Source organism: Enterobacter sp. AC1, from assembly GCF_050434705.1.
Lineage (GTDB): Bacteria > Pseudomonadota > Gammaproteobacteria > Enterobacterales > Enterobacteriaceae > Enterobacter > Enterobacter cloacae_L.
Map to the genome: position 1 here is coordinate 371893 of NZ_JBNDIZ010000001.1, position 23899 is coordinate 395791.

The 23899-nt window shown below is 57.6% G+C and carries 19 protein-coding genes; 10 read left to right on the top strand and 9 right to left on the bottom strand.

Translation table 11 applies throughout. From position 1 onward, the window contains the following. Position 1: 1 nt before the first annotated feature. The 3 genes from M2433_RS01790 to M2433_RS01800 are packed head-to-tail and all read right to left on the bottom strand — an operon-like array spanning position 2 to position 6502. Positions 2 to 2179, bottom strand: coding sequence for a virulence factor SrfC family protein (locus M2433_RS01790; RefSeq protein WP_063956548.1), 2178 nt, complete (start codon positions 2177 to 2179; stop codon positions 2 to 4). Next, positions 2176 to 5157: a virulence factor SrfB gene (locus M2433_RS01795; RefSeq protein ID WP_429052434.1), complete on the bottom strand. Its 2982-nt coding sequence runs from the start codon at positions 5155 to 5157 to the stop codon at positions 2176 to 2178. Before M2433_RS01795 ends, M2433_RS01790 begins: the two co-directional genes overlap by 4 nt. 4 nt (positions 5158 to 5161) lie before the next feature. Then, positions 5162 to 6502, bottom strand: a complete 1341-nt coding sequence (locus M2433_RS01800) for an SrfA family protein (protein ID WP_429052436.1) — start codon at positions 6500 to 6502, stop codon at positions 5162 to 5164. Between the two features lie 283 nt (positions 6503 to 6785). Between M2433_RS01800 and M2433_RS01805 the strand changes: the two genes are divergently transcribed. Both M2433_RS01805 and M2433_RS01810 read left to right on the top strand, forming a co-directional pair. Continuing rightward, positions 6786 to 8384: an ABC transporter substrate-binding protein gene (locus M2433_RS01805; protein ID WP_429052439.1), complete on the top strand. Its 1599-nt coding sequence runs from the start codon at positions 6786 to 6788 to the stop codon at positions 8382 to 8384. A gap of 96 nt (positions 8385 to 8480) precedes the next feature. Next, positions 8481 to 8714: a YdcY family protein gene (locus M2433_RS01810; protein WP_429052440.1), complete on the top strand. Its 234-nt coding sequence runs from the start codon at positions 8481 to 8483 to the stop codon at positions 8712 to 8714. Positions 8715 to 8717: 3 nt separating this feature from the next. On the opposite strand, the gene M2433_RS01815 is transcribed toward M2433_RS01810, so the two are convergent. Both M2433_RS01815 and M2433_RS01820 read right to left on the bottom strand, forming a co-directional pair. Continuing rightward, positions 8718 to 9167: a DMT family transporter gene (locus M2433_RS01815; protein ID WP_032656841.1), complete on the bottom strand. Its 450-nt coding sequence runs from the start codon at positions 9165 to 9167 to the stop codon at positions 8718 to 8720. After that, complete coding sequence (locus M2433_RS01820) at positions 9164 to 9682, bottom strand: GNAT family N-acetyltransferase (RefSeq protein WP_047348350.1); 519 nt, start codon at positions 9680 to 9682, stop codon at positions 9164 to 9166. Before M2433_RS01820 ends, M2433_RS01815 begins: the two co-directional genes overlap by 4 nt. A gap of 148 nt (positions 9683 to 9830) precedes the next feature. Between M2433_RS01820 and M2433_RS01825 the strand changes: the two genes are divergently transcribed. The 3 genes from M2433_RS01825 to M2433_RS01835 all read left to right on the top strand — a co-directional run bounded on the left by M2433_RS01825 (position 9831) and on the right by M2433_RS01835 (position 12436). Beyond that, the gene (locus M2433_RS01825) at positions 9831 to 10406 is read left to right on the top strand and encodes a helix-turn-helix domain-containing protein (RefSeq protein WP_008501301.1); all 576 of its coding nucleotides are present in this window, start codon (positions 9831 to 9833) and stop codon (positions 10404 to 10406) included. A 65-nt stretch (positions 10407 to 10471) separates the two neighbouring features. After that, a complete protein-coding gene (locus tag M2433_RS01830) occupies positions 10472 to 11512 on the top strand; it encodes an NADP-dependent oxidoreductase (protein ID WP_429052444.1) in 1041 nt (346 codons plus the stop codon). A gap of 255 nt (positions 11513 to 11767) precedes the next feature. Next, entirely contained in the window at positions 11768 to 12436 is a 669-nt protein-coding gene (locus M2433_RS01835) for a GntR family transcriptional regulator (protein WP_429052446.1), read from the top strand. A gap of 119 nt (positions 12437 to 12555) precedes the next feature. Here M2433_RS01835 and pqqU read toward each other — a convergent pair whose 3' ends face one another. After that, positions 12556 to 14670 (bottom strand): TonB-dependent receptor PqqU, encoded by a 2115-nt coding sequence (gene pqqU / locus M2433_RS01840; RefSeq protein WP_429052448.1) that lies wholly within the window; start codon positions 14668 to 14670, stop codon positions 12556 to 12558. Between the two features lie 242 nt (positions 14671 to 14912). On the opposite strand from pqqU, the gene M2433_RS01845 reads away from it, so the two are divergent. Further along, positions 14913 to 15974: a YncE family protein gene (locus M2433_RS01845; RefSeq protein ID WP_429052449.1), complete on the top strand. Its 1062-nt coding sequence runs from the start codon at positions 14913 to 14915 to the stop codon at positions 15972 to 15974. A 50-nt stretch (positions 15975 to 16024) separates the two neighbouring features. Here the strand turns inward: M2433_RS01845 and ansP are convergent, their stop codons facing one another. Further along, positions 16025 to 17521 carry an L-asparagine permease gene (ansP, locus tag M2433_RS01850; protein ID WP_429052450.1) on the bottom strand — a complete coding sequence of 499 codons (1497 nt, stop codon included), beginning with the start codon at positions 17519 to 17521 and terminating at the stop codon, positions 16025 to 16027. Positions 17522 to 17849: 328 nt separating this feature from the next. After that, a complete protein-coding gene (locus M2433_RS01855; RefSeq protein WP_429052451.1) occupies positions 17850 to 18740 on the bottom strand; it encodes a LysR family transcriptional regulator in 891 nt (296 codons plus the stop codon). Positions 18741 to 18852: 112 nt separating this feature from the next. Here M2433_RS01855 and M2433_RS01860 point away from each other — a divergent pair, with 112 nt between their 5' ends. Beyond that, positions 18853 to 19251, top strand: coding sequence for a (R)-mandelonitrile lyase (locus M2433_RS01860; RefSeq protein ID WP_429052452.1), 399 nt, complete (start codon positions 18853 to 18855; stop codon positions 19249 to 19251). On the opposite strand, the gene M2433_RS01865 is transcribed toward M2433_RS01860, so the two are convergent. Beyond that, on the bottom strand, positions 19248 to 20783 hold the full coding sequence (locus M2433_RS01865; RefSeq protein WP_429052454.1) for a methyl-accepting chemotaxis protein: 1536 nt from the start codon (positions 20781 to 20783) through the stop codon (positions 19248 to 19250). The genes M2433_RS01860 and M2433_RS01865 overlap by 4 nt on opposite strands. 341 nt (positions 20784 to 21124) lie before the next feature. On the opposite strand from M2433_RS01865, the gene M2433_RS01870 reads away from it, so the two are divergent. From M2433_RS01870 to M2433_RS01880, 3 genes are all read left to right on the top strand, one after another. Next, a complete protein-coding gene (locus M2433_RS01870) occupies positions 21125 to 21664 on the top strand; it encodes an AAA family ATPase (RefSeq protein ID WP_429052455.1) in 540 nt (179 codons plus the stop codon). A 110-nt stretch (positions 21665 to 21774) separates the two neighbouring features. Beyond that, on the top strand, positions 21775 to 22776 hold the full coding sequence (locus M2433_RS01875; protein ID WP_429052457.1) for an LLM class flavin-dependent oxidoreductase: 1002 nt from the start codon (positions 21775 to 21777) through the stop codon (positions 22774 to 22776). Next, entirely contained in the window at positions 22773 to 23894 is a 1122-nt protein-coding gene (locus M2433_RS01880) for an amidohydrolase (RefSeq protein ID WP_429052459.1), read from the top strand. The genes M2433_RS01875 and M2433_RS01880 overlap by 4 nt, the downstream gene beginning before the upstream one ends. Positions 23895 to 23899 lie beyond the last annotated feature (5 nt).

Consider the following 23899-nt stretch of genomic DNA (forward strand, 5'->3'; position numbering starts at 1 on the left):
TTCAGCGCAATAACGCGTGTAAGGCCTGACGCGCGCCAGGCTGGACATCATGCGGGTGCTGGTAATCAATGTTCTCTATCGCGCGGCTATAGAGCGCAACCAGCCAGTCGTAAACGTACGCGGTGGCCGCATGCACGGGCTGTTCCCCCAGGCGCGTCAGGCGGGGCTCGGCGCTGCTGACCACTGGCGTAATGAAGATTGCCTGACCCTTGCGGATGCGGCTTGCCGGACGCGTCGCCGCTGGCGTCTGGTCGTAACCCAGCCAGCCAATGAAGTTACCCATTACGGCATGCAGCTGCGCAGCGCTGCTTTTATCCGCTTCGACAATACGCTGAAGCTGCTGAGCCAGATCCAGCCGGTAGCTGGTGACCACCAGAACATCCGCGATTTGCTGTAACACCGCGGGTTCCAGCCCAAGACGGGTGGCCGTGGCCTCATTGCGGCTCCACTGACGCAGATGATTAATCCACACCCTGTGCGCCAGACGCGCTTTGTCTTTTGTCTGGAACAGTCCGGCGCTTTCCTGGGCGCTATCGGCAAACAGGTCAATGCTATCCGTAAACAGCCCGTTAACCTGCTCCTCGCGCGGCTGCTGAACGGCCAGCAGCGTTTCAAAGGCTTTTAGCGGCGGCAGCAGGCCATCAAGCAGCTCGCCGTGGCGGGCGGCGCTGCTTTGCAGCGTACGCACCATGTTTTCTGCCTGAGCGCGTCGGGTACCCGGCTCTTCAACCAGCGGAGCCAGATAGCTTTGCATCAGCGACGAGAGCTCCTGGCGCAGCGCGTTTTTCAGCGTGCTGAGACGCTTTTGTCGCTGCGCGGGCAGCGTGGCCTGAGACAGCCACTCGATGACGCGCTGCATGCTGTGGCTGTCCAGCGCCTGCAGCGTGCCCCAGCGTAAACCCGGTTTCCCGAGCAGATGCTGTACGGCTTCATCAAGATTCTGCCGGGTGGTAAAGCGAGCGTCGTGCGGGGTAATGGCCCATACCAGGCCCGGCAGGGCAGAGTCTTCAGCGGGCTGCGTCTCTTTGACCCAGTTCATCAACACTTTTGCTTTTTTGGCCGTCTGTTCGTGGTGCGCCGTCGCATTGCAAATGACCAGCACATCCGGCTGCAGCTGTTGACGGTAGTGCTCGAGCAGCCACTGGGATTTTGCCTGGCGCAGCGGGTCGGCACGGTTATCTTCGAAAACCGGGATATCAATAATATCGACGTTATCCAGCGCGCCGTTCTCAACCGGCAGCACCAGCTCGCGGGTCAGGAAGGCAAGCACATCGACGGGAACGCTGATGGCGTTGAGCATCTCACCGTTATTCAGCGGATGAAGCAGCGTCTCCTGCGCATCCTGAAGGGCCGGCGTGCCGTCGTGCGTCAGGAACCCTTCACCCGGCAGACCAAAGCTGTCCACCAGCAGGCTGAGCGGGGCGGCAAGCTCGCTGGCATGGCTGGTCTGATGCAGCACGTGGGCCAGGTTTAACCACTGCTGGGTCAGCTCCTGCTGCTCGCCCCACAGCAGCGACCAGACGCTGGCCCGGGTGCTGAGATCGAGCGAAGGAACCAGCTGGGCAAACGCATGCCACAGGGCATCGTCAATTTGCTGTTTGGCGGCGGGCACCGTGCTCTGCCAGAAGCGGGCAATCGCGCCCACTTCCTGAGCCGTGATGCCGGGTACGCCCTGCGGCTGGCGCAGGCCGCGCCATTTTTCCAGACGCGTCTCAATGACCGCCTTATCCACCGCGCGCATCTGCGGATGCAGCGTCGTGCGGGCAATAAACAGCTGCACCAGCTCGGCCTCGGTGACCAGACTCAGGCGCAGCGGGAACGCCTCATCGGATACCGCCGGGGTTTCCCGGGTGAAGCGGACGGCCATATTGGTCAGGGCATGACCCGGATTGATATGCGAAAAATAGTCAAAGGTGCGCTGGCCCGGCGTCACGTTCAGGCGTCCATTGCCGCTGCCGCACAGAGACAACAGCAGGTGCGCTTTCGCGCTCTGCGAATGGCCGTAAAGCCCGATGCTGCTCTGGCGGGTCATGGCGCGTTCAATGGCCTGCTCCCGCGCCTGCGCCGCGTTGATGCGGGCAAGCAGGGCGTCGGCATCGTTATCCAGCACAGGGGCGTTCAGCCGCGTCTCGTTAATCCACCCGATTAAGGCCTGAGTGGTGGTCGTCGTCGCTGTCATTTCAGGTATACGCTCCCGCTGTCGATCCAGTAGTGGCTGCCGCTGTGTCGGCGATCGGCCAGAGTATTCAGTTTGAAGGTTAATGCGTCAGGTGCCACCGGCGTACCGTCCTGCAGCCAGGCATCGCTCAGCTCGAAGGCCTCCGGCCCCTCCTGCTTGCTGCCGCCGCAGAGCTTGAGGCGCACGTTCAGCACGCCGTCGCCGGCAATCGCTTTCGCCAGTTCAGCCGAGTTAATGCTGAGCGTGTAGAGCGGCGTAGCGGGCCAGCGCGCGTTCGCCAGCTGGCGGAAGCCGAGGGTGACGTTACCGCGCAGCGGGAAGTGCAGACGCGCGTCGAGCTTCGCGCCCGGCTTATCGAGATCGATATCCTGATACCAGACGTTTTCCTCGCGCAGGGTGTTGACGGTGTTATCCAGCACGCCCAGATAGCGCACGGTTGAATATGCACCAATGTCCGCGGCTTTAAAGTTGAAGCGCGGCAGGCGCAGGTCGAGCGCCAGGCTGCAGAGCATGGCCCCCACGGCGGCCGTCGATTTCGGGTTGCCAATGCGCCCCTGCTGGTTGAACGGATACCACTCGTGCACCTGGTATTTATCCAGCCAGACGATGCGGTTGACCGGCACCGGCTGCAGATGGCGAATGAGCGCCTGAACGCCGGGCAGGCAGCCAGGGCGACCGGTGATCAGCAGAATATCGCAGCTGTAATGCGAAATTGCCTCACACACCGCGTGGAGCGGTGAGGCCAGCGTAAATTGCCCGGCCAGCATTGCATCCTGCATTTCGCGGAAATTGACGTGCAGCGGCACGGCGAAGAGGTCAAAAGCAACTGAACCCGCAGGCAGGGCGTGATCGATCGCCTGCTGCAGGTAATTCATCACGTTGCGGGTCGGTTTCTGCGCCAGGAGATCGCCAAAGGTGGCATGCAGGCCGGCCAGCGGATCGTCAACGTCGCTCGACTCCCACGCGGCAAGAATGGCATGGCCAATCGGCATAAAGAGCTGCAGTGCCGTCTGCTGGCGGAGTACGGCCTGGGTATCAATGCGCCCGGAGTCGCCGAACAGTGAAGCCATCAGCAGCGAGGCGTCCGCAATACCGGATTTCTGCAGCTGCGTTTGCAGGGCGGGCAGCACGTAGCGCTGGATCACGTCGAGAAGCGTGTCGTCGCCCGCCACCTTAAAGCCTTCGCGGAACAGCAGCTGCGGGGTAATTTTGACGTTATTCCCGGAGCCGTCGTCCAGCTGATAGTGGGTGATCGCCATATCCGTTGTGCCGCCGCCGATGTCGATGGAGGCAACGCGCAATGCGCGACCCGGCTGAATACCCGGCTCAGGGGCGCGGTCCGGGCGGGCAAGGGAGGCGAAGAAGGCTTCCGTCTGGCCGCCAAAACGAGAGATCGCTTCGTTATACAGCCAGACCAGCTGACCGCAGCTGGCTTCATCCCACTCCATCTGAATTTCAGGCACCGGCACCACGCTCTTATCCTGCTGTTTGCGGGTGACAAAATCCTCATCCTGCGGGTGCCAGCCCATCGCTTTCCAGACGATAGCGATGGCTTCGAACATGCGGCGACGGAAAATCTCACGCTCCTGCTTGGGCATGGCGGAGGGCAGCGTCAGGATCAGGGTGCGCAGCTGGCGTGGAGACGCCGGGAAGCCCAGACGCAGGCGCGTGGCGACGCTGTTGATCTGCCCCAGCGCCTGAGCCAGCAGTTCGCATAGCATGTGCGTCATCAGCGTGCTGCGGCTGTACTGCGGCGAGAAGACCGGCAGCCGCTCGTCCTGCGGCAGCGTGAAGAGCGGTTCACCGTCATCGTTCATCAGGTTCATCAGCGGAAACGCGGTGGCAAGCGGCTCACGCTGGGTTTTGCTGTTCATCTGGCTAAAGCGCCAGTCCTGCACCACCGGCGTTTCATCCCACAGGTAGCGGCGCGGGCTGGAGATGCCGCTGTTGCCTTCGGTACCCAGACGCTGCATCGCCAGCTTGCGGGCTTCATCGCCGACGCGGACAATCGACGGCCAGACAAAGGCATCTTCGCGACCGCTTTCAACCGAAAAGTGCTGCTTGCCAAAACGCGCTTCGGAAAACTCGAGGCGGCTGGTGAACAGCGGCTCGTTCAGGAACTGCGGTTCGCTTAACGAGCGCACCTGCAGCTCGGCGGTCTGGCGCAGCCCATCGTTCGCATCGCCGTGGTCTTCAATAATGACGCCGCAGGTGTGGGTATTGCCCACGTCGAGGATCAGGTCGACCGGAATGGCAGGCGTGCTGAGCGTATGGGTCACAAATTTCACTTCCGGCACGGTGAGCTGCTCGCCGAGCATAGTCAGCACGTTGAGCCAGTGGGCCTGATACTCAAAACTGCGCATCGCCTGCTGGAGATCGCGTTCCGGGCGGTTCTCAACGCTGTCGGCATACTGGGTAAAGGCCTCGCGCAGCCAGCCGTCAATCCAGGTCTGGTCGAGGAAGCTTTCAACCTCATTGTCTCGCCAGGCCAGCGCGAAGCGGGTGCCGTTCAGAATATCGTTTTCGACCGGGGACAGGGCGGACGTGGCATGTTCGGCAATCTGGCTGTCAAGCGCAAGGGTCACGCGGTGCGTATTGCCAGCCGCGTCGGGAGTATCCAGCTCGCGCACCTGAACGCGGGCCCAGTTATCCGGGCCTTCAACAAAGGTCCGCGGCGGGTTGAAGCGCAGGAACGGAACCGGAAGCCAGACGCCATCAAGTACCGCCAGCGACTGATGCAGCGGGATGGTGGTTTCCGGTTTAACCACTTCAGGCTGCCCGCCGTTCGTTCCCGGCAGGGTGTAGCGACCGTTGACCAGGTCGAAATCGAGTCGCAAAAGCGGGCCGTTCGCTGTTTTACGTACGAAGCGCCCGTGGCTGGCGGTGTCCTGCGGCGTCAGACCAAAATCAAGGAACTGAACGCCGCTGTTAGCGATAAGCGTGACGCTTTGTTTATAGTCGCAAAGATTTACCAGCATAGGATCAGGCACCTGCTTTCTTGAACGTCAGTGGGACGACGGTATTTGCGTCATAACGGGCGCGACATTCTGCGATATCGCTGGCGCCGGCTTTACAGGCTATCTCCGGCATCGGGTAGCGTGAACCGTCGGTGCAGCGGGCATGACCGCGACTCTTAATCATCAGCTCGCCGTTGCTGTGCAGCCCGGAGAACACTTCCGTGCGGCAGACAACGTTGTCACCGTGGACAACGCGGGCGAAGCCTTTATTGTTCTGGATCTGATAGCGCAGCGACGGCGGCTTGCCGGTCACCGGATCTTTCACATCGAGGATGGCGCGCCAGGTTCCGTTCAGGAAACGCGTCGATCCCGCTTTTACCTGGTTCGCTTCCATTACCATGGCATCTTTCGGGATGGCGACAATCACCACCGGAGCGGGCTGTGGCGCAGGAGCTGGAGCCGGTTCTTTTTCTTTGCTCGCCACGACTTCAGCCTGATGCAGCGGTAAGTTCATGGCCAGCGGCTCAACCGACTTGATTGGTTTTGGCGCAATCTCCACGGGCTGAGGTGCCGGTGCGGGCTCGGCGGAAGGCGCCTGTTTTGGCCACAGCAGCGGCGCGGCGATGGCGGCAACAATCACGGCGGCAACCGGCAGCGTCCACAGGGGGATACGGCGCTTTTTCGCGACAATTGCCGGGGCCGGTTCCTGTACGGGTTGCGCAACAGCCGGAGCTGGCTCGGGCTCATACAGCTCCTCCGGCGTAATGCGTACCACCGTGGAAGGGGCGATCAGCGGTTCATCAGCGTGCTCAAAGGTCATCACCGGTTCGGGTTCTGGCTCGGGTTCAGGATCTTCAATCACAACGGGCGCAGGCTCAGGGATCAGCGATTCACGCAGGCAGTCGAGGACATCGTCGCGCGCATTTTCGTTCAGGTTTACAAATCCCCAGAAGCTGATAACCGGCTTTCCGTCCACCAGGAACAGGAAATTTTCCCCCGGAAACTGGAACGCCTTTGACAGCAGAGAACCAAAAAGCTGCTGCGCGGTTTTGGGCGACTGGAGGCATTTCTTGCTTAACGATTCGACGCTGGCAAGCGTGTTTTCCAGATAGCGGAGGGCGCGATAGCGGTCATCTTCATCGGCCGCTTTCCAGCTGGTCACGCTCCCTTCAACAGGGGAGTACCAGTCCACGCGGTCGCCGCTGTCGTTGACCTGAGGAATAGCCAGACAGTCGACGATGGCCTGTTGTTTGCGCAACCGGAGCGCTTCCCGGATTTGTAACGCTGATTCAAAAACGGCTTGTCCGCCGCCGCCAACGGCCTGAAAATCATCCAGGTTACCGCTGCGTAAAAGAGTTTTTGCCACGATTTGATCCCATATACTTCTTCACACCGTTACTTTAACGAAACGAGGACGCAAACAAACGGAGGAAGAGACGCCAAAAGGGCCGATTTCTTGCGGCATAGAAAGTGACGGTTGTGCTTGACGAATAATGGCACTTAAGGCAAATCGTCTTTTGGGGGGCTGGCTGTAAAACCAGCGAAAAACGCGGCTTTAGAATAACCTGATAGTGTTTCGTTATTTGCCAGGTCATAACGCCTGTGCTGTTATTACTGTCCTATATAATAAAACTGTCAGGGTTATAACCATGTCTACAGGGAAAACACTGCTCGCCCTTGCGCTGAGCGCTTTATTACCGGCCGGTGCCGCATGGGCGGCAAACAACGACACCCTTATTTACTGTTCTGAAGCGTCCCCCGAGTCGTTTAACCCGCAAATTGCCAGTTCTGGTCCGTCTTTTGTGGCCAGTTCTCAGGTGCTGTATAACCGCCTGATCAATTTCGACCCGGTGAAAAATACCCCGGTTCCGTCGCTGGCTGAGTCCTGGACGATTTCACCGGACGGCAAGACCTATACCTTCACCCTGCGCAAAGGGGTGAAGTTCAACAGCAATAAATACTTCAAACCCACGCGCGACTTTAACGCCGATGACGTTATTTTCTCGGTCATGCGTCAGAAAGACCCTAAGCACCCGTACCACAACGTGTCGCAGGGCAACTACGAATACTTCAACGATGTGGGTCTGGATAAGCTGATCCAGGATGTTAAAAAGGTCGACGATTACCACGTTCAGTTTACCCTCAGCGAGCCCAACGCCGCGTTCCTTGCCGACTGGGGGATGGATTTCGCCTCCATTCTTTCCGCTGAATACGCCGACGCGATGCTGAAAAAAGGCACGCCGGAGAACGTGGACACCTGGCCGATTGGGACCGGGCCTTATGTCCTCCAGCAGTACAAGGTGGATTCGCTGATCCGCTATGTCGCTAACCCGAACTACTGGGACGGCGAGGTTCCAACGAAGCACCTCATCTTTTCCATCACGCCAAATGTGGAAACCCGGCTGGCGAAGCTGCAGACCAACGAGTGCCAGATCGTTCCTGCGCCGTCCCCGGTGCAGTTCGATGTTATCAAGAACAACAAGGACCTGACGCTGCACGCCGTCGATGCGCTGAACGTCGGCTACCTGGCGTTTAATACCGAGAAAAAACCGTTTGATAACGTGCTGGTGCGTCAGGCGCTGAACTACGCGACCGACAAGAAGGCTATCGTTAATGCGGTATTTATGGGGTCGGGTACGGTGGCAAAATCGCCGATCCCGCCAAACATGCTGGGCTTTAATAAAGACCTGAAGGACTACAGCTACGATCCTGAAAAAGCGAAAGCGCTGCTGAAGCAGGCCGGGCTGGAGAAGGGGGCGGAAGTCACGCTGTGGTCAATGCCGGTTCAGCGTCCTTATAACCCTAACTCGCGCCGTATTGCTGAGATGATCCAGAGCGACTGGGCCAAAGTCGGCGTGAAGGCCAAAATCGTCTCCTACGAGTGGGGTGAATACCTCTCCGGAATGCGCAAAGGCGAACATGATTCCGCGCTGTTTGGCTGGATGTCCGATAACGGCGATCCGGACAACTTTGCCGATGTGCTGCTGGGCTGCAACAGCATCAAAACCGGTTCAAACGCCGCGCGCTGGTGCGATAAGGGGTATGATGGTCTGGTGCAAAAAGCGAAGCTGACCAGCAACCCGGCCGAGCGGGCGAAACTCTATGGCCAGGCGCAGGAGATTTTCTACCAGCAGGCGCCGTGGATTGCGCTGGCAAACGGCAAAACGTTCTATGCGACCCGCAGCAACGTGACGGGATACAGCGTGAGCCTGATGGGCAGCGACTTCTCGAAGGCGAAGCTGAACTGATCTTGTGCCCGGTGGCGCTGCGCTTACCGGGCCTACGGTTCCCTCTGTAGGCCGGGTAAGGCGTAGCCGCCACCCGGCAATTCTCAAGGAGTGACAATGTCACATTTAAGCGAAGTTATCGCCCGCGTCGATGCCGCGATTGAAGAGAGCGTCATCACCCACATGAATGAACTGCTGATTGAACTGAGCGATGACGCTGTGCTGGGCCGCGATGAACGCTACGTCCAGCAGCAGCGCCTGCGTACCGCGATTTCGCACCACGGGAAGCAGCATAAAGAAGAGATGGAGGCGCGCCAGGAACAGCTCACCAAAGGCGGCGTCATTCTGTAACGTTCAAAACTGGCGTCGCGCCACCAGCCAGGCACCGACGACCAGCATCACCGCGCCGCACACCGGGCCTATCAGGGCGCGCAGCGGAATGCCGTTGCTTCTCAGCACGTCCATCACCAGCCCGCCGATGAGCTGGCTTGCTACCAGCACGGCGATAGTCGTCGCCGCGCCAACGTTCTGATACCCGCTGATGCTGGCAAACACGAAGAACGACCCCAGCAGCCCCGGAATGAGTGTCCACCAGCGTACCGTTGCGGCCAGCTCGCTAAACCCGGCGACGCCCTGTTTCAGCAGCAGAATGCTGACAAACAGCACAATGCCCACCAGGGAATTCAGCAGCATCGCGATAAGTATGGTGGAAGAGGACTGGGTGATTCGCACCATTAAGGTGTTTTGCACCACCAGACCAATGCCCGCCGCCACCAGAAACGCCAGCGTCAGTGACTGATTCATGGGATGGCGTCCGGGTCGCTGCGCTCGTCCAGCTGCAGCTGCATAAAGGTTAAGTCCAGCCAGCGGCCAAACTTGGTGCCCACCTGTGGCATCTGTCCCGTCGTCACAAATCCCAGCGTTTCGTGCAGATGAATCGAGGCGTGGTTCTGCGCTTCAATTCCCGCCACCATGACGTGTTTGCCGATCTGACGAGCCTCAATTATCAACGCCTTCATCAGCGTGCGGCCAATGCCTTTGCCCTGATGCCCCGGGTGGACATAAACCGAGTGCTCAACCGTATGGCGAAAACCGTCAAACGCGCGCCAGTCGCCAAAAGAGGCGTAGCCGGTGATAACGCCGTCTTCTTCGCTTACGAGAACCGGGTAACCCGCGAGCGTGCGCGCCTCAAACCAGGCGATTCGGTTATCGGTATCGACGGTTTTATCGTTCCAGATTGCGGCGGTATGCAGCACCGCGTGGTTGTAGATCTCTCCTATCGCAGCGCAGTCTTCTTTGCAGGCGTGACGAACGATCATGATTAAACCTCTGTGTGTTGTTCACTATAGTATTACGTTGTTGCTACGATATTACACAACCGTATAGCCCGAACGCTACGGCATAAGCCATATTTTTTTGTTATCAAAAGCTCATTGAAATGCCGTTCATACACTATAGTATGACGTCATGAACACCATAACAGACACGATGAATCAACGGATTAGCGCAAGAATTCGCCTGGAGCGCGAGTCTCGCGGATGGTCCCTGAGCGAGCTTGCCGACCGGGCAGGCGTCTCCCGCGCCATGATCCATAAGATAGAGCGCGGGGACAGTAGCCCGACGGCCACCTTGCTTGCCCGCCTGTCAGGGGCGTTTGGCATCAGCATGTCCACGCTGATTGCCCGGGCCGAGATGCAGGAAGGCAAGCTGCTCCGCCTGGCAAACCAGCCCGTCTGGCGCGACCCGCAGACGCACTATCTCCGCCGCCACGTTTCTCCCCGCACCGATCTGCCCATCGACCTTGTTCAGGTTGAACTGCCTGCAGGCAGCGATGTTCCGATGCCGGCATCTTCATACGCGCTGGCGCGTCAGCTTATCTGGCTGCAGTCCGGCGAGCTGGTGTTTCAGGAGGGCGATACGCGCCACGAGATGCACGCCGGAGACTGTCTGGAGCTGGGGCCGCCAAATGACTGCCGGTTCATCAATGAAACGAACGAAACCTGTATCTATCTGGTTGTACGGCTTAACCAGTCTGGCTCGTAATGCTAATGCGGTAACGCCAATCGTGAGCCAGGCTGTAATGACATTTGTACCAGAAGGAGATCCCGATGAATCAACCTGTTTCGCAAAATCGCCGCTGGGTACTGGCCTCTCGTCCACAGGGCGCGCCGGTCGCAGAAAATTTTCGTCTGGAAACGCAGCCTGTTCCGGCGCCTGCTGAGGGGCAGCTTTTGCTCCGTACCGTCTGGCTGTCGCTGGACCCGTACATGCGCGGCCGCATGAGCGATGCGCCATCCTATTCGCCTCCGGTAGAGTTGGGGGCGGTGATGGTAGGGGGGACGGTCAGCCGCGTTGAGCAATCCCGTCACCCCGATTTCAAATCCGGTGATTGGGTGCTGGGCTACAGCGGCTGGCAGGAGTATGAACTTTCAGACGGCAGCGGCCTGGTGAAGCTCGGCGAAAATCCGACTCATCCTTCCTGGGCGCTGGGTATTCTGGGCATGCCGGGCTTTACCGCCTATATGGGGCTGCTGGATATCGGGCAACCCAAAGCGGGTGAAACGCTGGTGGTTGCCGCGGCGACGGGCCCGGTGGGCGCGACCGTCGGGCAGATCGGCAAAATTAAAGGTTGCCGGGTGGTCGGCGTCGCCGGTGGTGCTGAAAAATGCCGCCATGCCGTAGAGGTCCTCGGGTTTGACCAGTGCCTGGACCACCATGCCGCGGATTTTGCCGAACAGCTGAAGCACGCCTGCCCGAAAGGGATTGACGTTTATTATGAAAACGTCGGCGGAAAAGTCTTTGATGCCGTTCTGCCGCTACTGAATACCTCCGCCCGCGTGCCGGTTTGTGGGCTGGTGAGTGGCTACAATGCGACGGGCCTGCCTGAAGGGCCGGATCGACTGCCGCTCCTGATGGCGACCATTCTGAAGAAACGTATTCGTATGCAGGGCTTTATCATCGGACAGGACTACGGGCACCGCATTAAGGAGTTCCAGGAAGAGATGGGTCGCTGGGTGCAGGAGGGCAAAATTCACTATCGTGAACAGGTCACGGACGGGCTGGAGAACGCCCCTGAGGCGCTGATTGGCCTTCTTGAAGGGCGCAACTTCGGCAAAGTCGTGATTCGCGTCGCGGGTGACAATAAATAAACAGCATTATGGCGGGGTTTCCCGCCATATTTATTTGTGAAGATACGATATATTGTCTTTAATTAATGGACATGGCATTTCGCGCCTTCATCCCTGATGAGCCCGAAACCGATAAAAAAATGACGTTTGCTTTTTTTGCTGTTTTTACGTACTTCCCACCACCAGGCATGACGATACAGGATATATCGGACCAGCGTCGTTTTATTTAAACTGGCGTTTAAAAATAGCATTAAGTTTTAGCTACAGGAATTGAACATGCTTGATTTGGACCACTTAGAAAAAGCCCAAAGGATCAGTCTTACCATGCAAGTTGAACTCAGTTTGAAAGGAGCGTTAATAACAGGCTCACTCAAACCTGGGGCACGACTGATTACGAAAGAGATCGCCGATAAATTAGGTACCAGTATTACACCGGTTCGCGAGGCGCTTTTGCGCCTGGTGTCATCAGGGGCGTTACACGCCACGCCGGCGCAGGCATTTCTGGTTCCGGAGGTGTCGCTGGAGCGGTATAACGAGATAAACGCCATCAGAAAACAGCTTGAGCCGATGGCGGTTGCTGCCGCATGCCAGAATATGTCAGACGGCAAGCTGGAGACGTTGCGCAAAATGTCAGAGGTATTCCATGAGGCCATGCGCAACGGAAACGTTCAGCAGGCACTGCATGCGAACCGCGTCTTCCGGTTTACGCTTTATCAGTATGCGGAAATGCCCACGCTTAACGCGTTAATTGAACAGCTCTGGGTGCGTATCGGGCCCTGTATGAACTATCTTCACCAGGAGCTTAACGACATTAAAGCATCGACGTATCACTATGACGAACTCCTTTCCGCCCTTGAGCGAAGAGATGTTGTTGCCAGCCAGAAGGCGATTGATAAGGTGATTGATGAAGCGAATTCTCTTTTACAGCGACAATATTTTAACTAAGCGATTATTTAACAGAGCGACTATATACCGTATCTAATTATTTATCTGGTGAATAACTCCTGATGGCTTATTGCCATCAGGAGCGTTATTTCATCAATAAAATAATCTTTTCTTTTTGATTACTCGAAGCGATAAGAGACCGAGAGGCCGACACCGTAGTTACGGCCAGGTGCAGGCTCGTAATAACGCCCGTTGGATTCGTTGACAATAACTGAGCCGGCATACTCTTTATCGAACAGATTATCGACGCGACCAAAGACGTCCATGCCCCAGCTGCCGTAGTTGAATTTATACCCAGTATTCAGCCCGACCACGGTATACGACGGCGCTTTCGCCGTGTTCTCGTCGTCGGCCATGATATCGCTCATGTAGCGCACGTCTGAACCGGCGTACCAGCCTTCTTCAGGCTGCCAGCCAAACGAGGCATAACCCATGTTGCGGGCGATGCCCGGCATACGGTTACCGTTGCAGTCTGCGTCGCCGCATACGTTGGTGCGGTAGGTGGCGTCCAGATACGTCCACGCCAGCTTCAGTTTCCAGTTCTCAGCAAACTGCTGGTCGAGGGAGACTTCCACACCCTGACGAAGGGTTTTACCGGCATTTTTATAGCTGGTACGCCCGCCAGAGCTGGCATCCACCACGATCTCATCATCCGTATCGGTGCGGAACAGGGCTGCGGTCAGCAGGCCATTGCCGATGCGGGTTTTGCTGCCCACTTCATAGGTGTTGTTGGTGGATGGCTTCAGGCCAATGTTCAGACCACCCTGATTATCGGCACGATAGGAGAGTTCGTTGATGGTTGGCGTTTCGAATCCGCGCCCTGCGGCGGCGTAAAGATTCCATGCGTCCGTCACCGCATACTTCACGGAACCGGCCGGGAGCCATTTGTGATAGCTTGCGTCGCCGCTGTCATCGCCATTGCCCGGCGTAACGTAATGGTCGTTGGAATCAAACCAGACCGAGCTGTAGCGCACCCCGGCATCCACTGACAGCTTCTGCGTCAGCTGCCAGCTCGTTTGCAGATAAGGATCGACGTTCCACATCAGGTTACGTTCGTTACGACGCTTGTCACCCTTCACGCCGTAGTCCGGCATGCCGTTGTTCATCACGAAGTTCTCGTACCCGCGACGATCTTCGCTCAGGTTTTCGTAGTTCAGGCCGGTGGTAAAGGTGACCGGCACCAGCAGCTCGCCACGGTGCGTCCAGCGGGTATCGATGCCCTGATAGTGGCGCTGCATATCAATCACCCCGCCGGAGTGGGAAGGTTTGAGCTGCGGCTGATAGGGAATCGACTGATACTGCGTCATTTCACGCTCGCCGGCGTACATCATCACGCTGAGGTCGTCCTGCGCGCTGAGCTGGCGGTCGTAGCGCAGGCCGGCCTGCGTCTGCTTAATGGTCTTACGCGTATTGTACTGATCGCCCCGCGGGGACTGGCGCGGATTGTCCCGCCACTCCTGGTAGTTCAGCCCGCCCGGATCGTTGGCCTTCATGTCCACGCTGTTGAAGATAAGCGTCAGCTTGCTGACGTCATCAATCCGCACGCCCAGCTTAGCGTTGGCAAGGTTCTTCCGCGCGCCGCTGTGGTCGCGAAACCCTTTGGTGGTGAAGCGGGTGGTGGAAACGGTGTAATCCACATCGCCCGCGTGGGTGCCATCACCCATCGCGCCGGTGGCTTTCATGCCGTAGCGCCAGGTCCCGTAGCTGCCGTAATAGCTGCTGGCTTCAATGGTCGGCGGCTGCTGCCCGGTCTGGGTATTGATGTTAATCACGCCGCCAGAAGCGTTGCCGTACAGGGCAGAGAAGGGGCCGCGCAGCACTTCAACGCTCTCCACGCTGGAGAGATCGATGTTGGAGGTCTGGCCCTGTCCGTCCGGCATGGTGGCAGGAATACCGTCGACGTACATACGGATACCGCGCACGCCGAAGGTTGAGCGGGCGCCAAACCCGCGCATCGAAAGCTGGAGATCCTGGGCATAGTTCTGACGGTTCTGAATTTGCAGCCCCGGGACGCTGCCGAGGGACTCAGACAGGTTGATACGAGGTGTGGCCTGGCGCATATCGTCGCCATTAACGACGCTGACCGCCGCCGGGGTATCGAGTTCCGATACGGTTTGCGGCGTGGCGCTGACGATCATGGTTTGTTCTTCCGCGCTCATTGCGCTAAGCGGCGCCAAAACAACGGGAACCAGCAGCAGCGGGAGAGAAGCCTTACGGGCAGAAATGATTTTCATGAATAAAACCGGTTGTGGTGTATAAACGAACCAAATGGAACATGTCCGTACATGTTAAATGTTTTGTAAATGTTTTGAAAACTATAACCGCACATTGCGTTAATGAAAGGCGAAACGGGAAAGAAAAACTCCACATTCGTTTGATTAATGATTACTATTCTCATTATCAAAAGGCAATGCCACGACGTTGCCTGCCGGAAGTGATGTCAGCAGAAAACCCTCTTTTCAGAAAAGGAATTGTTATGTCTTTACGTCAACTGTGCTCGCCGCGTCTGAGCGTGTCGCTGCTGTCTGCCGCTTTACTGTTTGCCGGAACGTTCCAGGCGCATGCCGCCGAAGAGGTGCTGCGCAAAGCGGTGGGCAAAGGGGCGTATGAAATGGCGGTGAGCCAGCAGGAGAACGCGCTGTGGGTGGCAACGGCGCAAAGCCGTAAAACCGACAAGGGCGGCGTTGTCTATCGTCTCGATCCGGTCACGCTGGACGTCACGCAGGCCATTCATAGCGATCTCAAGCCCTTTGGCGCCACCCTTGACGGCGCGAGCCAGACGCTGTGGTTCGGCAACACCCTCAACGGCGAGGTAACGGCCATTGACGCCAAAACGGGCGACGTAAAAGGGCGTGTGGTTCTGGACGGACGTCAGCGTAGTGACACCGTTAAACCGCTGCAGCCGCGTCAGCTGGTGGCAGACGACCGCACCCACACCGTTTACATCACGGGCGTGGGGAAAGAGAGCGTGGTTTGGGTCGTGGATGGCGCAACGCTGAAGCTGAAAGAGACCATTGCCAACACCGGTACGTACGGCACTGGCCTGGCGCTGGACGTGCAGGCGAAACGTCTCTATACCACGAATGCGGACGGCGAGCTGGTGACGATTGATACGGCCAGCAACAAAATTATCAGCCGTAAAAAGGTGCAGGATGACGGGAAAGAGCACTTCTACCTGAATCTGAGCCTCGATGCCGCCGGTCAGCGCGCGTTCCTGACCGATTCAAAACAGCCGGAAGTGCTGGTGGTGAGCCTGAAAGACGGCAGCGTAATCAAGAAAATCGCCGCGCCGGAATCGCTGGCCGTCCTGTTTAACCCGGCCCGCAACGAAGCCTACGTGACGCACCGTGAAGCCGGTAAGGTGAGCGTGATTGACGCGAAATCCTATAAGGTCACTAAAACCTTCGACACGCCGGTCTACCCGAACAGCCTGGCGCTTTCAGCGGATGGCAATACCCTGTACGTGACGGTGAAACAGAAATCTACCCGCCAGCAAGAAGCCACTCAGCCTGACGATGTGATTCGTATTGCGCTGTAAAATAAAAAAGGGAAGGCATTTGCCTTCCCTTTTTGATACTTACTGGATACTTAACGCGAGATTTCTTCAACCAGCGGCGCGTCGTGTTTTTCATCGTCAGGATGAACCGGCGCGGTGCTGTGAATTTCGTGAACGCGTTTACGCACGCCAAACCAGCCGGCAATCAGCAGCACGGCCAGCAGCGGAATGGTCGCAATGGTATAGGTGCCGTTCGGGTAGTCGAACGCCATCAGCACCAGCACGCTGAACAGGAAGAGCAGGGTGAGCCAGGAGGTCACCGGCGCGCCAGGCAGCTTAAAGCTAACGTCAGCCGCTTTCCCTTCTTTAATGGCTTTACGCAGACGCATCTGGCAGACCACGATAAAGGCCCAGGACGCGATAATACCCAGCGCGGCCACGTTCAGAACGATTTCGAAGACCTGAGACGGGACCAGGTAGTTCAGGAACACGCCGAAGACGTAGACCACCAGGGTTGCCAGAATACCGGCGTACGGCACGTGCTGCTTGCTCATTTTTGACATGAACTTCGGCGCAGAGCCGCCCATTGACATGGAGCGCAGGATACGACCGGTAGAGTAAAGGCCGGAGTTCAGGCTGGAGAGCGCCGCCGTCAGCACCACGATGTTCATGATGCTGCCAACGTAAGGCACGCCAAGCTTAGAGAAGAAGGTCACGAACGGGCTCTGACCCGCCTGATAGGCGTTCCACGGCAGCAGCAGAACCAGCAGCACCACGGAACCCACGTAAAACAGACCGATACGCCAGATCACGCTGTTGATGGCCTTTGGCACCATCGTCTGCGGATCTTTACATTCACCTGCCGCAGTACCCACCAGCTCAATGGAGGCAAAGGCGAACACGACGCCCTGAACCAGCACCAGCGCAGGCAGCAGACCGTGCGGGAAGAAGCCGCCGTTATCGGTTATAAGATGGAAGCCGGTGGCATTGCCATCCAGCGGCTTACCGCTGCCGAGGAAGACGGTACCGACGACCAGGAACACCACGATGGCCAGCACTTTTACCAGCGCAAACCAGAACTCCATCTCCGCGAACCACTTCACGCCGATCATGTTCATGGTGCCAACGATCGCCAGCGCGCCAAGCGCAAAGACCCACTGCGGCACATCGCCAAACGCGCCCCAGTAGTGCATATACAGCGCAACGGCAGTGATATCGACAATACCGGTCATTGCCCAGTTAACGAAATACATCCAGCCCGCAACGTAGGCCGCTTTTTCACCAAGGAATTCACGGGCGTAAGAGACGAAGCTTCCACTGGAAGGGCGATGGAGTACCAGTTCGCCCAGCGCGCGTAGAATGAAGAAAGAGAAGATCCCGCACACCAGATAGACCAGGGCGAGAGCCGGGCCAGCCATCTGCAGACGTGCACCTGCACCTAAAAACAGACCCGTTCCGATAGCGCCGCCGATGGCGATCATTTGAACCTGACGGTTGCCCATCGCTTTGTGGTAGCCCTCTTCATGGGAGTTTAACCAGCGACGTTTAGCAGCATGATGATCGGCTGCGCTTTTATTGCTTGTTTTCATTGAGTTACCTGTTTGCCTGTCTGAACCATTATCGTGATAGTCCTGCCTGGCAGAAAGCAATACAAACGATTGCTTCTGCGCAAACACATGTCGCCTTCCCAGTCATTCTGCGTATGGATAAGGCGAAACATGGCGAGGCATCCTACCTGCAATTCATAAGCGACGCAAAATATAACCGTGCCGAAAGTGATGCACGTCGAAGGAAATCGTGTGGTCAGAGCAGACGGCGATCGCAACACGCTGAATCATGGTGCGTTTTTAGACAAAACAGTTGCGAGGTTGATTATTTAATCATCAGATTCGCTTAATAATTACCAGGTGGTAAAGTTTATGACTGCCGCAGGGCGTCCAGCAGTAACCTGAAAGCGGTAGTGTGCTGGCGACGGCTGGGATAATAAAGGTGGTACCCTTCAAAAGTGGGGCACCACGGCTCAAGGACGCTGACTAACCGCCCGTCATTCAGCGCCGCCAGAACTGACGCTTCCGGCACGTAGGCTAATCCGAGACCATTCTCAGCGGCGTCGATGCGCTGCGACAGGCTGTTCAGCGTAAGCTGTCCCTCAACCCGCACGCGCCGCTCGCGCCCGTCGCGTTCAAATTCCCAGTGATACAGTCCCCCACGCGTGGGCAGGCGCATGTTGATGCAGCGGTGGTCAGCGAGCTGCTCCGGCTCATGCGGCACGCCAAAGCGTGCCAGATAATCCACTGAGCCGACGACGGCCATGCGCATGTCCGGAGCAATCCGCACCGCAATCATATCTTTTGCCACCTGTTCACCGAGGCGTACTCCCGCATCGAAGCGGCCGTCCACGATGTCCGTCATGCCGTTATCGACCGTCACCTCGACGTTAATCTCCGGATACTGCAGCATAAACCTCTTCAGTACCGGCCAGAGCACGGCGTCCATCGCGTGCTCGCCGGCGACGATGCGGACAGCGCCTGCGGGTTTGTCGCGGGCGCTACGTAGCGCCGCAAGCTCCTGCTCTATCTCCCGCAAATGCGGGCTTAAGCGCGTAAAGAGCTGCTCGCCCGCCTGGGTGGGCACCACGCTGCGGGTTGTGCGGGTTAAAAGGCGCACGTCTAACCGCGCTTCCAGCTTGCGCATGGCATGGCTAAGGGCCGATTGCGAGACGCCCAGCTGCGCCGCTGCGCGCGTAAAGCTGCGCTCGCGTGCAACCACCATAAAAGAGAGCAGGTCGTTGAAATTATCTTTTAGCATCGCGGTTGCCTCTATTTATGAATTTCAATCATATTTCCTATCTGATTATGCACGCTAATGGTTCGGATTGCTTTGCGCTACCGTTAACGCAACAGTCAACGAGGAGTTCAACATGAAAATTATCCGCAGCGGTTCATTACCTTCAGCGAAGGGGCCGGAAGACTGGTTCACCGGCACCGTCCGCATTGACGCGCCCTTTCAGGCGACCGAGCCTGCCCGCGTCGGCGGGGCAACCGTGACCTTTGAGCCGGGGGCGCGCACGGCGTGGCATACGCACCCCCTGGGACAAACGCTGATAGTGACGCAGGGGCGCGGCTGGCTACAGGAGTGGGGCAAAGCGGCGGAAGTACTGAATCAGGGCGATATCGCCTGGATCCCACCCGGCGTGAAGCACTGGCACGGGGCAAGCGCGCAAACGGCGATGACGCATATTGCCATCGCCGAATTGGAAAACGGCAGCCCGGTTGCGTGGCTGGAAAAAGTCACCGACGAGCAGTACCCGAACGGCTAACCGCCAAACACGGCAATCGCCTGCTTAAGGCGCGTCGTGCGCTCCGTCAGGTGATTCGCGGCGTGAGTGACGTTATCCACCATCCCCGTATTGGTGTGGGTCATGGCACCGATGCGGGAGATGGACGCGTTGATGAGCGTTAGCGCCTGGGTTTGCTCCTGCGTGGCGTGGCCGATCTCCTTAATCAGTGAAGAGACCTGCAGAACGTTTTCGATCATCACCGTCAGCTGCGTTTCCGTCTGTTCTACCTTCTCCACGCCCGCGTTGACGCTGGCAACGGTTTTCTCAATCAGCGCTTTGATCTCTTTCGCCGCCGTCGCCGAGTGCTGCGCAAGATTGCGCACCTCAGCCGCCACCACGGCAAACCCGCGGCCGGCCTCACCGGCGCGCGCCGCTTCAACGGCAGCATTTAGGGCAAGAATGTTGGTCTGGAAGGCAATACGATCGATAACGCTGATAATATCGACAATCTGGCTATTATCCTGCGACACGGACTGCATCATACCGATGGTTTCTTTCATCATCGCTTCACCGCAGCGGGCGCTAGCGCGGGTGCGATCCGCCATCTCCGTGGCCTCTTTCGCGGTTTCCGCCGTCTGCTTCACCGCGCTGGCGATCTCTTCCACCGCAGAAGCGGTTTGCTGCAAAAAGTCTGCGCTCTCTTCGGAGCGCGACTGCAGCGCTGCACCTTCTTTCGCGACCTGCTGGCTGATGTCGCCAATTCCGCTGATTTGCGCCCCAACGTCATCGACCAGCGAATTCAGGTTTAAACCAGACTGATTCACCAGGCGCATCATCAGCCCGATGTCATCGATCCTGTCAAAATGGTAATACGCCGTTTTACGCCCTGAAACCACGCTCTGCATCTGTTGCACGATGGATTTTAACGGCCGGGCGATCTGCGCGTGAAGATAACAGGCGAGAGCAACAAACAGCAGCATCAGACTTCCGGCCTGAACGCGACTATCAGGGAATAAATACATCGCCAGGCAGGCGAGTAACGCTGTTGCTGCAATACCGAGGTGGATTCGTTTGCCGGTGCTGAGACGTTTAAAAAGCGACATAAAGGAAAATAAACCGCGCCGAATTAACAGTCCTTTATAAAAACGGTAATGTTTTAATTCATTATTACGCACTTTTTCATAGAGTTTTTCACTGGCCGCTATCTCTTCCCGGGAGGGGATATTCCGCACGGAAATATAGCCCGTGAGGGTTTCATCCTGCCAGACCGGCGTCACGTTAGCCCGCACCCAGTAATGATCGCCATTCTGACGACGATTCTTCACCATCCCCGTCCAGGTCTCACCCTGCTGCAGGGTAAACCACATATCGCCAAACGCCCCGGCAGGCATGTCGGGATGGCGGATGAGGTTATGCGGTTCACCCAGAAGATGTTCTTCTTTATATCCGCTGGCTTCAATAAAAGCGGAATTGGCATAGGTAATATGACTTTCTGTATCGGTGGTCGACATTAGCGTCGAACCATCGTTAAGCAAATACTCGTTTTGTGTAACGGGAGTGTTACGCCTCATGAGTTACTCCATAATAATGTGCAAGAATAAAATACACCCGGAAAACGCTCAGGTAAGATTAATGTGATTATTTTTATAACTGTCTGAGGCTATTCTCTCTGAAATTAATATTATTCGAAATAGCCCCGTTAATTATTTTTATAGGGTTAATTTCTTCGAATGTAATAAAAATGAAAATATTTCCAGGCGCGCTTTATTGAACCGCTGTAAATAAATGACCTAAACCAAACTGAAAGAGGGAGATCGCCACCCAGGGAAAATTGCCCTGCTGATATAGCGTTTCGTTAACAGGATGAAAACGTTATTATTTGGTCAGTTTTCGTTAACGGGGTGAGGCTTGAGTGAAAATTAACGTCATCGGAACCAGCGGGAGTGGAAAAAGCACACTGGCGAAGCAGATTGCGGCCGAACTGGCGATTCCCTACATCGAGATGGACAGGCTCTACTGGCGTCCCGAGTGGCAGGGAACTCCGGACGATCTTTTTGAGGAAAAACTGGAGCTGGCACTACAGGCGTCGCCAGACTGGGTGCTTGACGGTAACTATAACCGCACGCGGCCCATTAAATGGCGCAACGTTGACGTTGTGGTGTGGGTAGATTACGGGTTTGTCCGCACCCTCAGGCAGGCCGTCATCAGGGCCATCAAACGGGCCTGGCACAAGCACGAACTCTGGCCCGGCACGGGGAACAAGGAGAGCTTTCGTCGCGCGTTCCTCAGCAGAGAGTCCATCATCATCTGGACAATGAAAACCTGGCGCAACAACCGCACGCGTTATGCAGCCGATCTGCAAGATCCGCGCTACGCGCACATTCGCTTTGTCCGCATTACCCGCCGCGAGCAGGCGGAAACGCTGATCGCCTCCCTAAAGTCTTATTCTTAGCATGGTTTTATATATCTGATTTCCGGCAAACCAAATGTAAATTAATTGTTTCTCAGTGGTGAAATGCGCCTTTAATAATGTCGACATGTTAAGTCAAACGAGAACGCAACATGTCATGGCGAATCAGCATTCTGGATAAAAGCCCCATCGCTGAAAATGAAACGGCTGCCGATGCACTGGCGCGTACCCTTGCGCTGGCTCAGCAGGCAGAAAATCTGGGCTATCACCGCTTCTGGATTGCCGAACACCACAATACCCCACAGCTTGCCAGCCCCTCGCCGGAGCTGCTGATTGCCTGGATCCTCGGGCAAACCACGCGGATTCGCGTCGGCTCCGGCGGCGTGATGCTCCAGCACTACAGCCCTTATAAAGTTGCCGAGAATTTCAACGTCCTGGCCGCGCTGGCGCCGGGCCGCGTGGATCTCGGCGTCGGAAAAGCCCCCGGTGGCCTGCCGCTCTCGACCCGCGCGCTGCAGCAGGGTCTGAATCAACAGGAAAAGGGCAGCTTTGCCGAACAGTTGGCCCAGCTCGATCGCTGGATTCGTCCTGAACATCAGTCAACAGAAGAAGCCGTGCTTGCCACGCCGCTGCCGCCATCGCCTGCGCAGGGTTTCCTGCTGGGAGCGAGCACCGAAAGCGCGCTGCTGGCCGCCCGGCTTGACTGGCACTTTGTCTTCGCCGCGCACCTGAACGGCGATCCGGACCTGCTGCGTGAGGTGATTACCACCTGGCGTGAAAACAGCACCCGCGAGGCGATTGTGGCGGTGCAGGCGATTGTCGCGCCGACGCAGGCCGAAGCGGAAGCGCTGGCGCAGAAGGTGGAAGTGTGGGGCGTTGAGCTGGCCAACGGACAGCGCGTCACCGTCGCCAGCGAAGAGCAGGCTTACGCGTTTGCGCGCCAGGCGGGAAGTGAACCGGTGCGCATTGCGCGTCGGGCGCAATCTCTGCTGGCGGGCACGGCGGAATCTGTGCTTGAACACCTGAACGCCCTCCATGAAACGTGGGGCATTGACGAATTTATTATTGATACCCCGATTGCGAATGGCGCCACGCGCGTGGCGTCCCTGCGGCTGCTGGCCGAGGCGCGTCTTAACAGGGAGGTTACCGTATGAGCTTTGGCGAACAGCTGATTGCCTGGCGGCGCGAGCTGCACCAGAACCCGGAGCTGTCGGGTCAGGAAGTGGAAACCACCGCGCGCCTGCGCCAGTGGCTGACAAACGCGGGCATTGCGCCGCTGCCTTATGAGCTTTCGACCGGGCTGGTGGCGGAAATCGGCACCGGCAGCAGGCTGATTGCGCTGCGGGCAGATATTGATGCCCTGCCGATTGAAGAGCGCAGCGGCGTGCCGTTTAGCTCTCAGCACGCAGGCGTCATGCACGCCTGCGGACATGACGTTCACACCAGCGTCATCCTCGGCGCGGCGCTAAAGCTGAAAGAGCGGGAAGCCTCGCTTAACGGCCGGGTGCGTATTCTGTTTCAGCCCGCGGAAGAGAACTTTGGCGGCGCGAAGAGCATGGTGCGGGCCGGTGCCCTGCGCGACGTGAGCGCGATTTTCGGTATGCATAACGAGCCCGGCCTGCCGGTCGGCGAGTTCGCCACCCGCGGCGGGCCGTTCTATGCCAACGTCGACCGCTTCGTGATCCGCATTACCGGCAAGGGCGCGCACGCCGCACGTCCGCACGAAGGCAATGACGCCATCGTGCTGGCGAGCCAGCTGGTGACGGCGCTGCAGAGCGTCGCCAGCCGCAACGTTAACACGCTGGATTCGGTAGTGCTGAGCGTCACGCGCATCGCGGGCGGCAACACCTGGAACGTGCTGCCGGAAAGCGTCGAGCTGGAAGGTACGCTGCGCACCCATCGCACGGAAGTGCAGCAGAACGTGAAGGCCCGCGTGGGCGAAATTGCCGCCGGGTTTGCCAGCGCCTTTAGCGCGCAGATCGATATCACCTGGTATGCCGGGCCCACCGCGCTGGTGAATGACGAACGCTGGGCCGACTTCGCCACCTCGGTTGCCCGGGAAGCCGGTTACGAAACCCGGCACGCGGAGCTGCACATGGGCGGGGAAGACTTCGCGGTCTATTTGCAGTCCATTCCCGGCGCGTTTGTCAGCATTGGCAGCAACAGCCCGTTTGGTTTACACCACCCGGCGTTTAACCCGGACGAAGCATTAATTGAGCCCGCTGCCCGCTATTTTGCACAGCTTGCGGAAAAAGCCCTGCAACACGTTTAATTCAG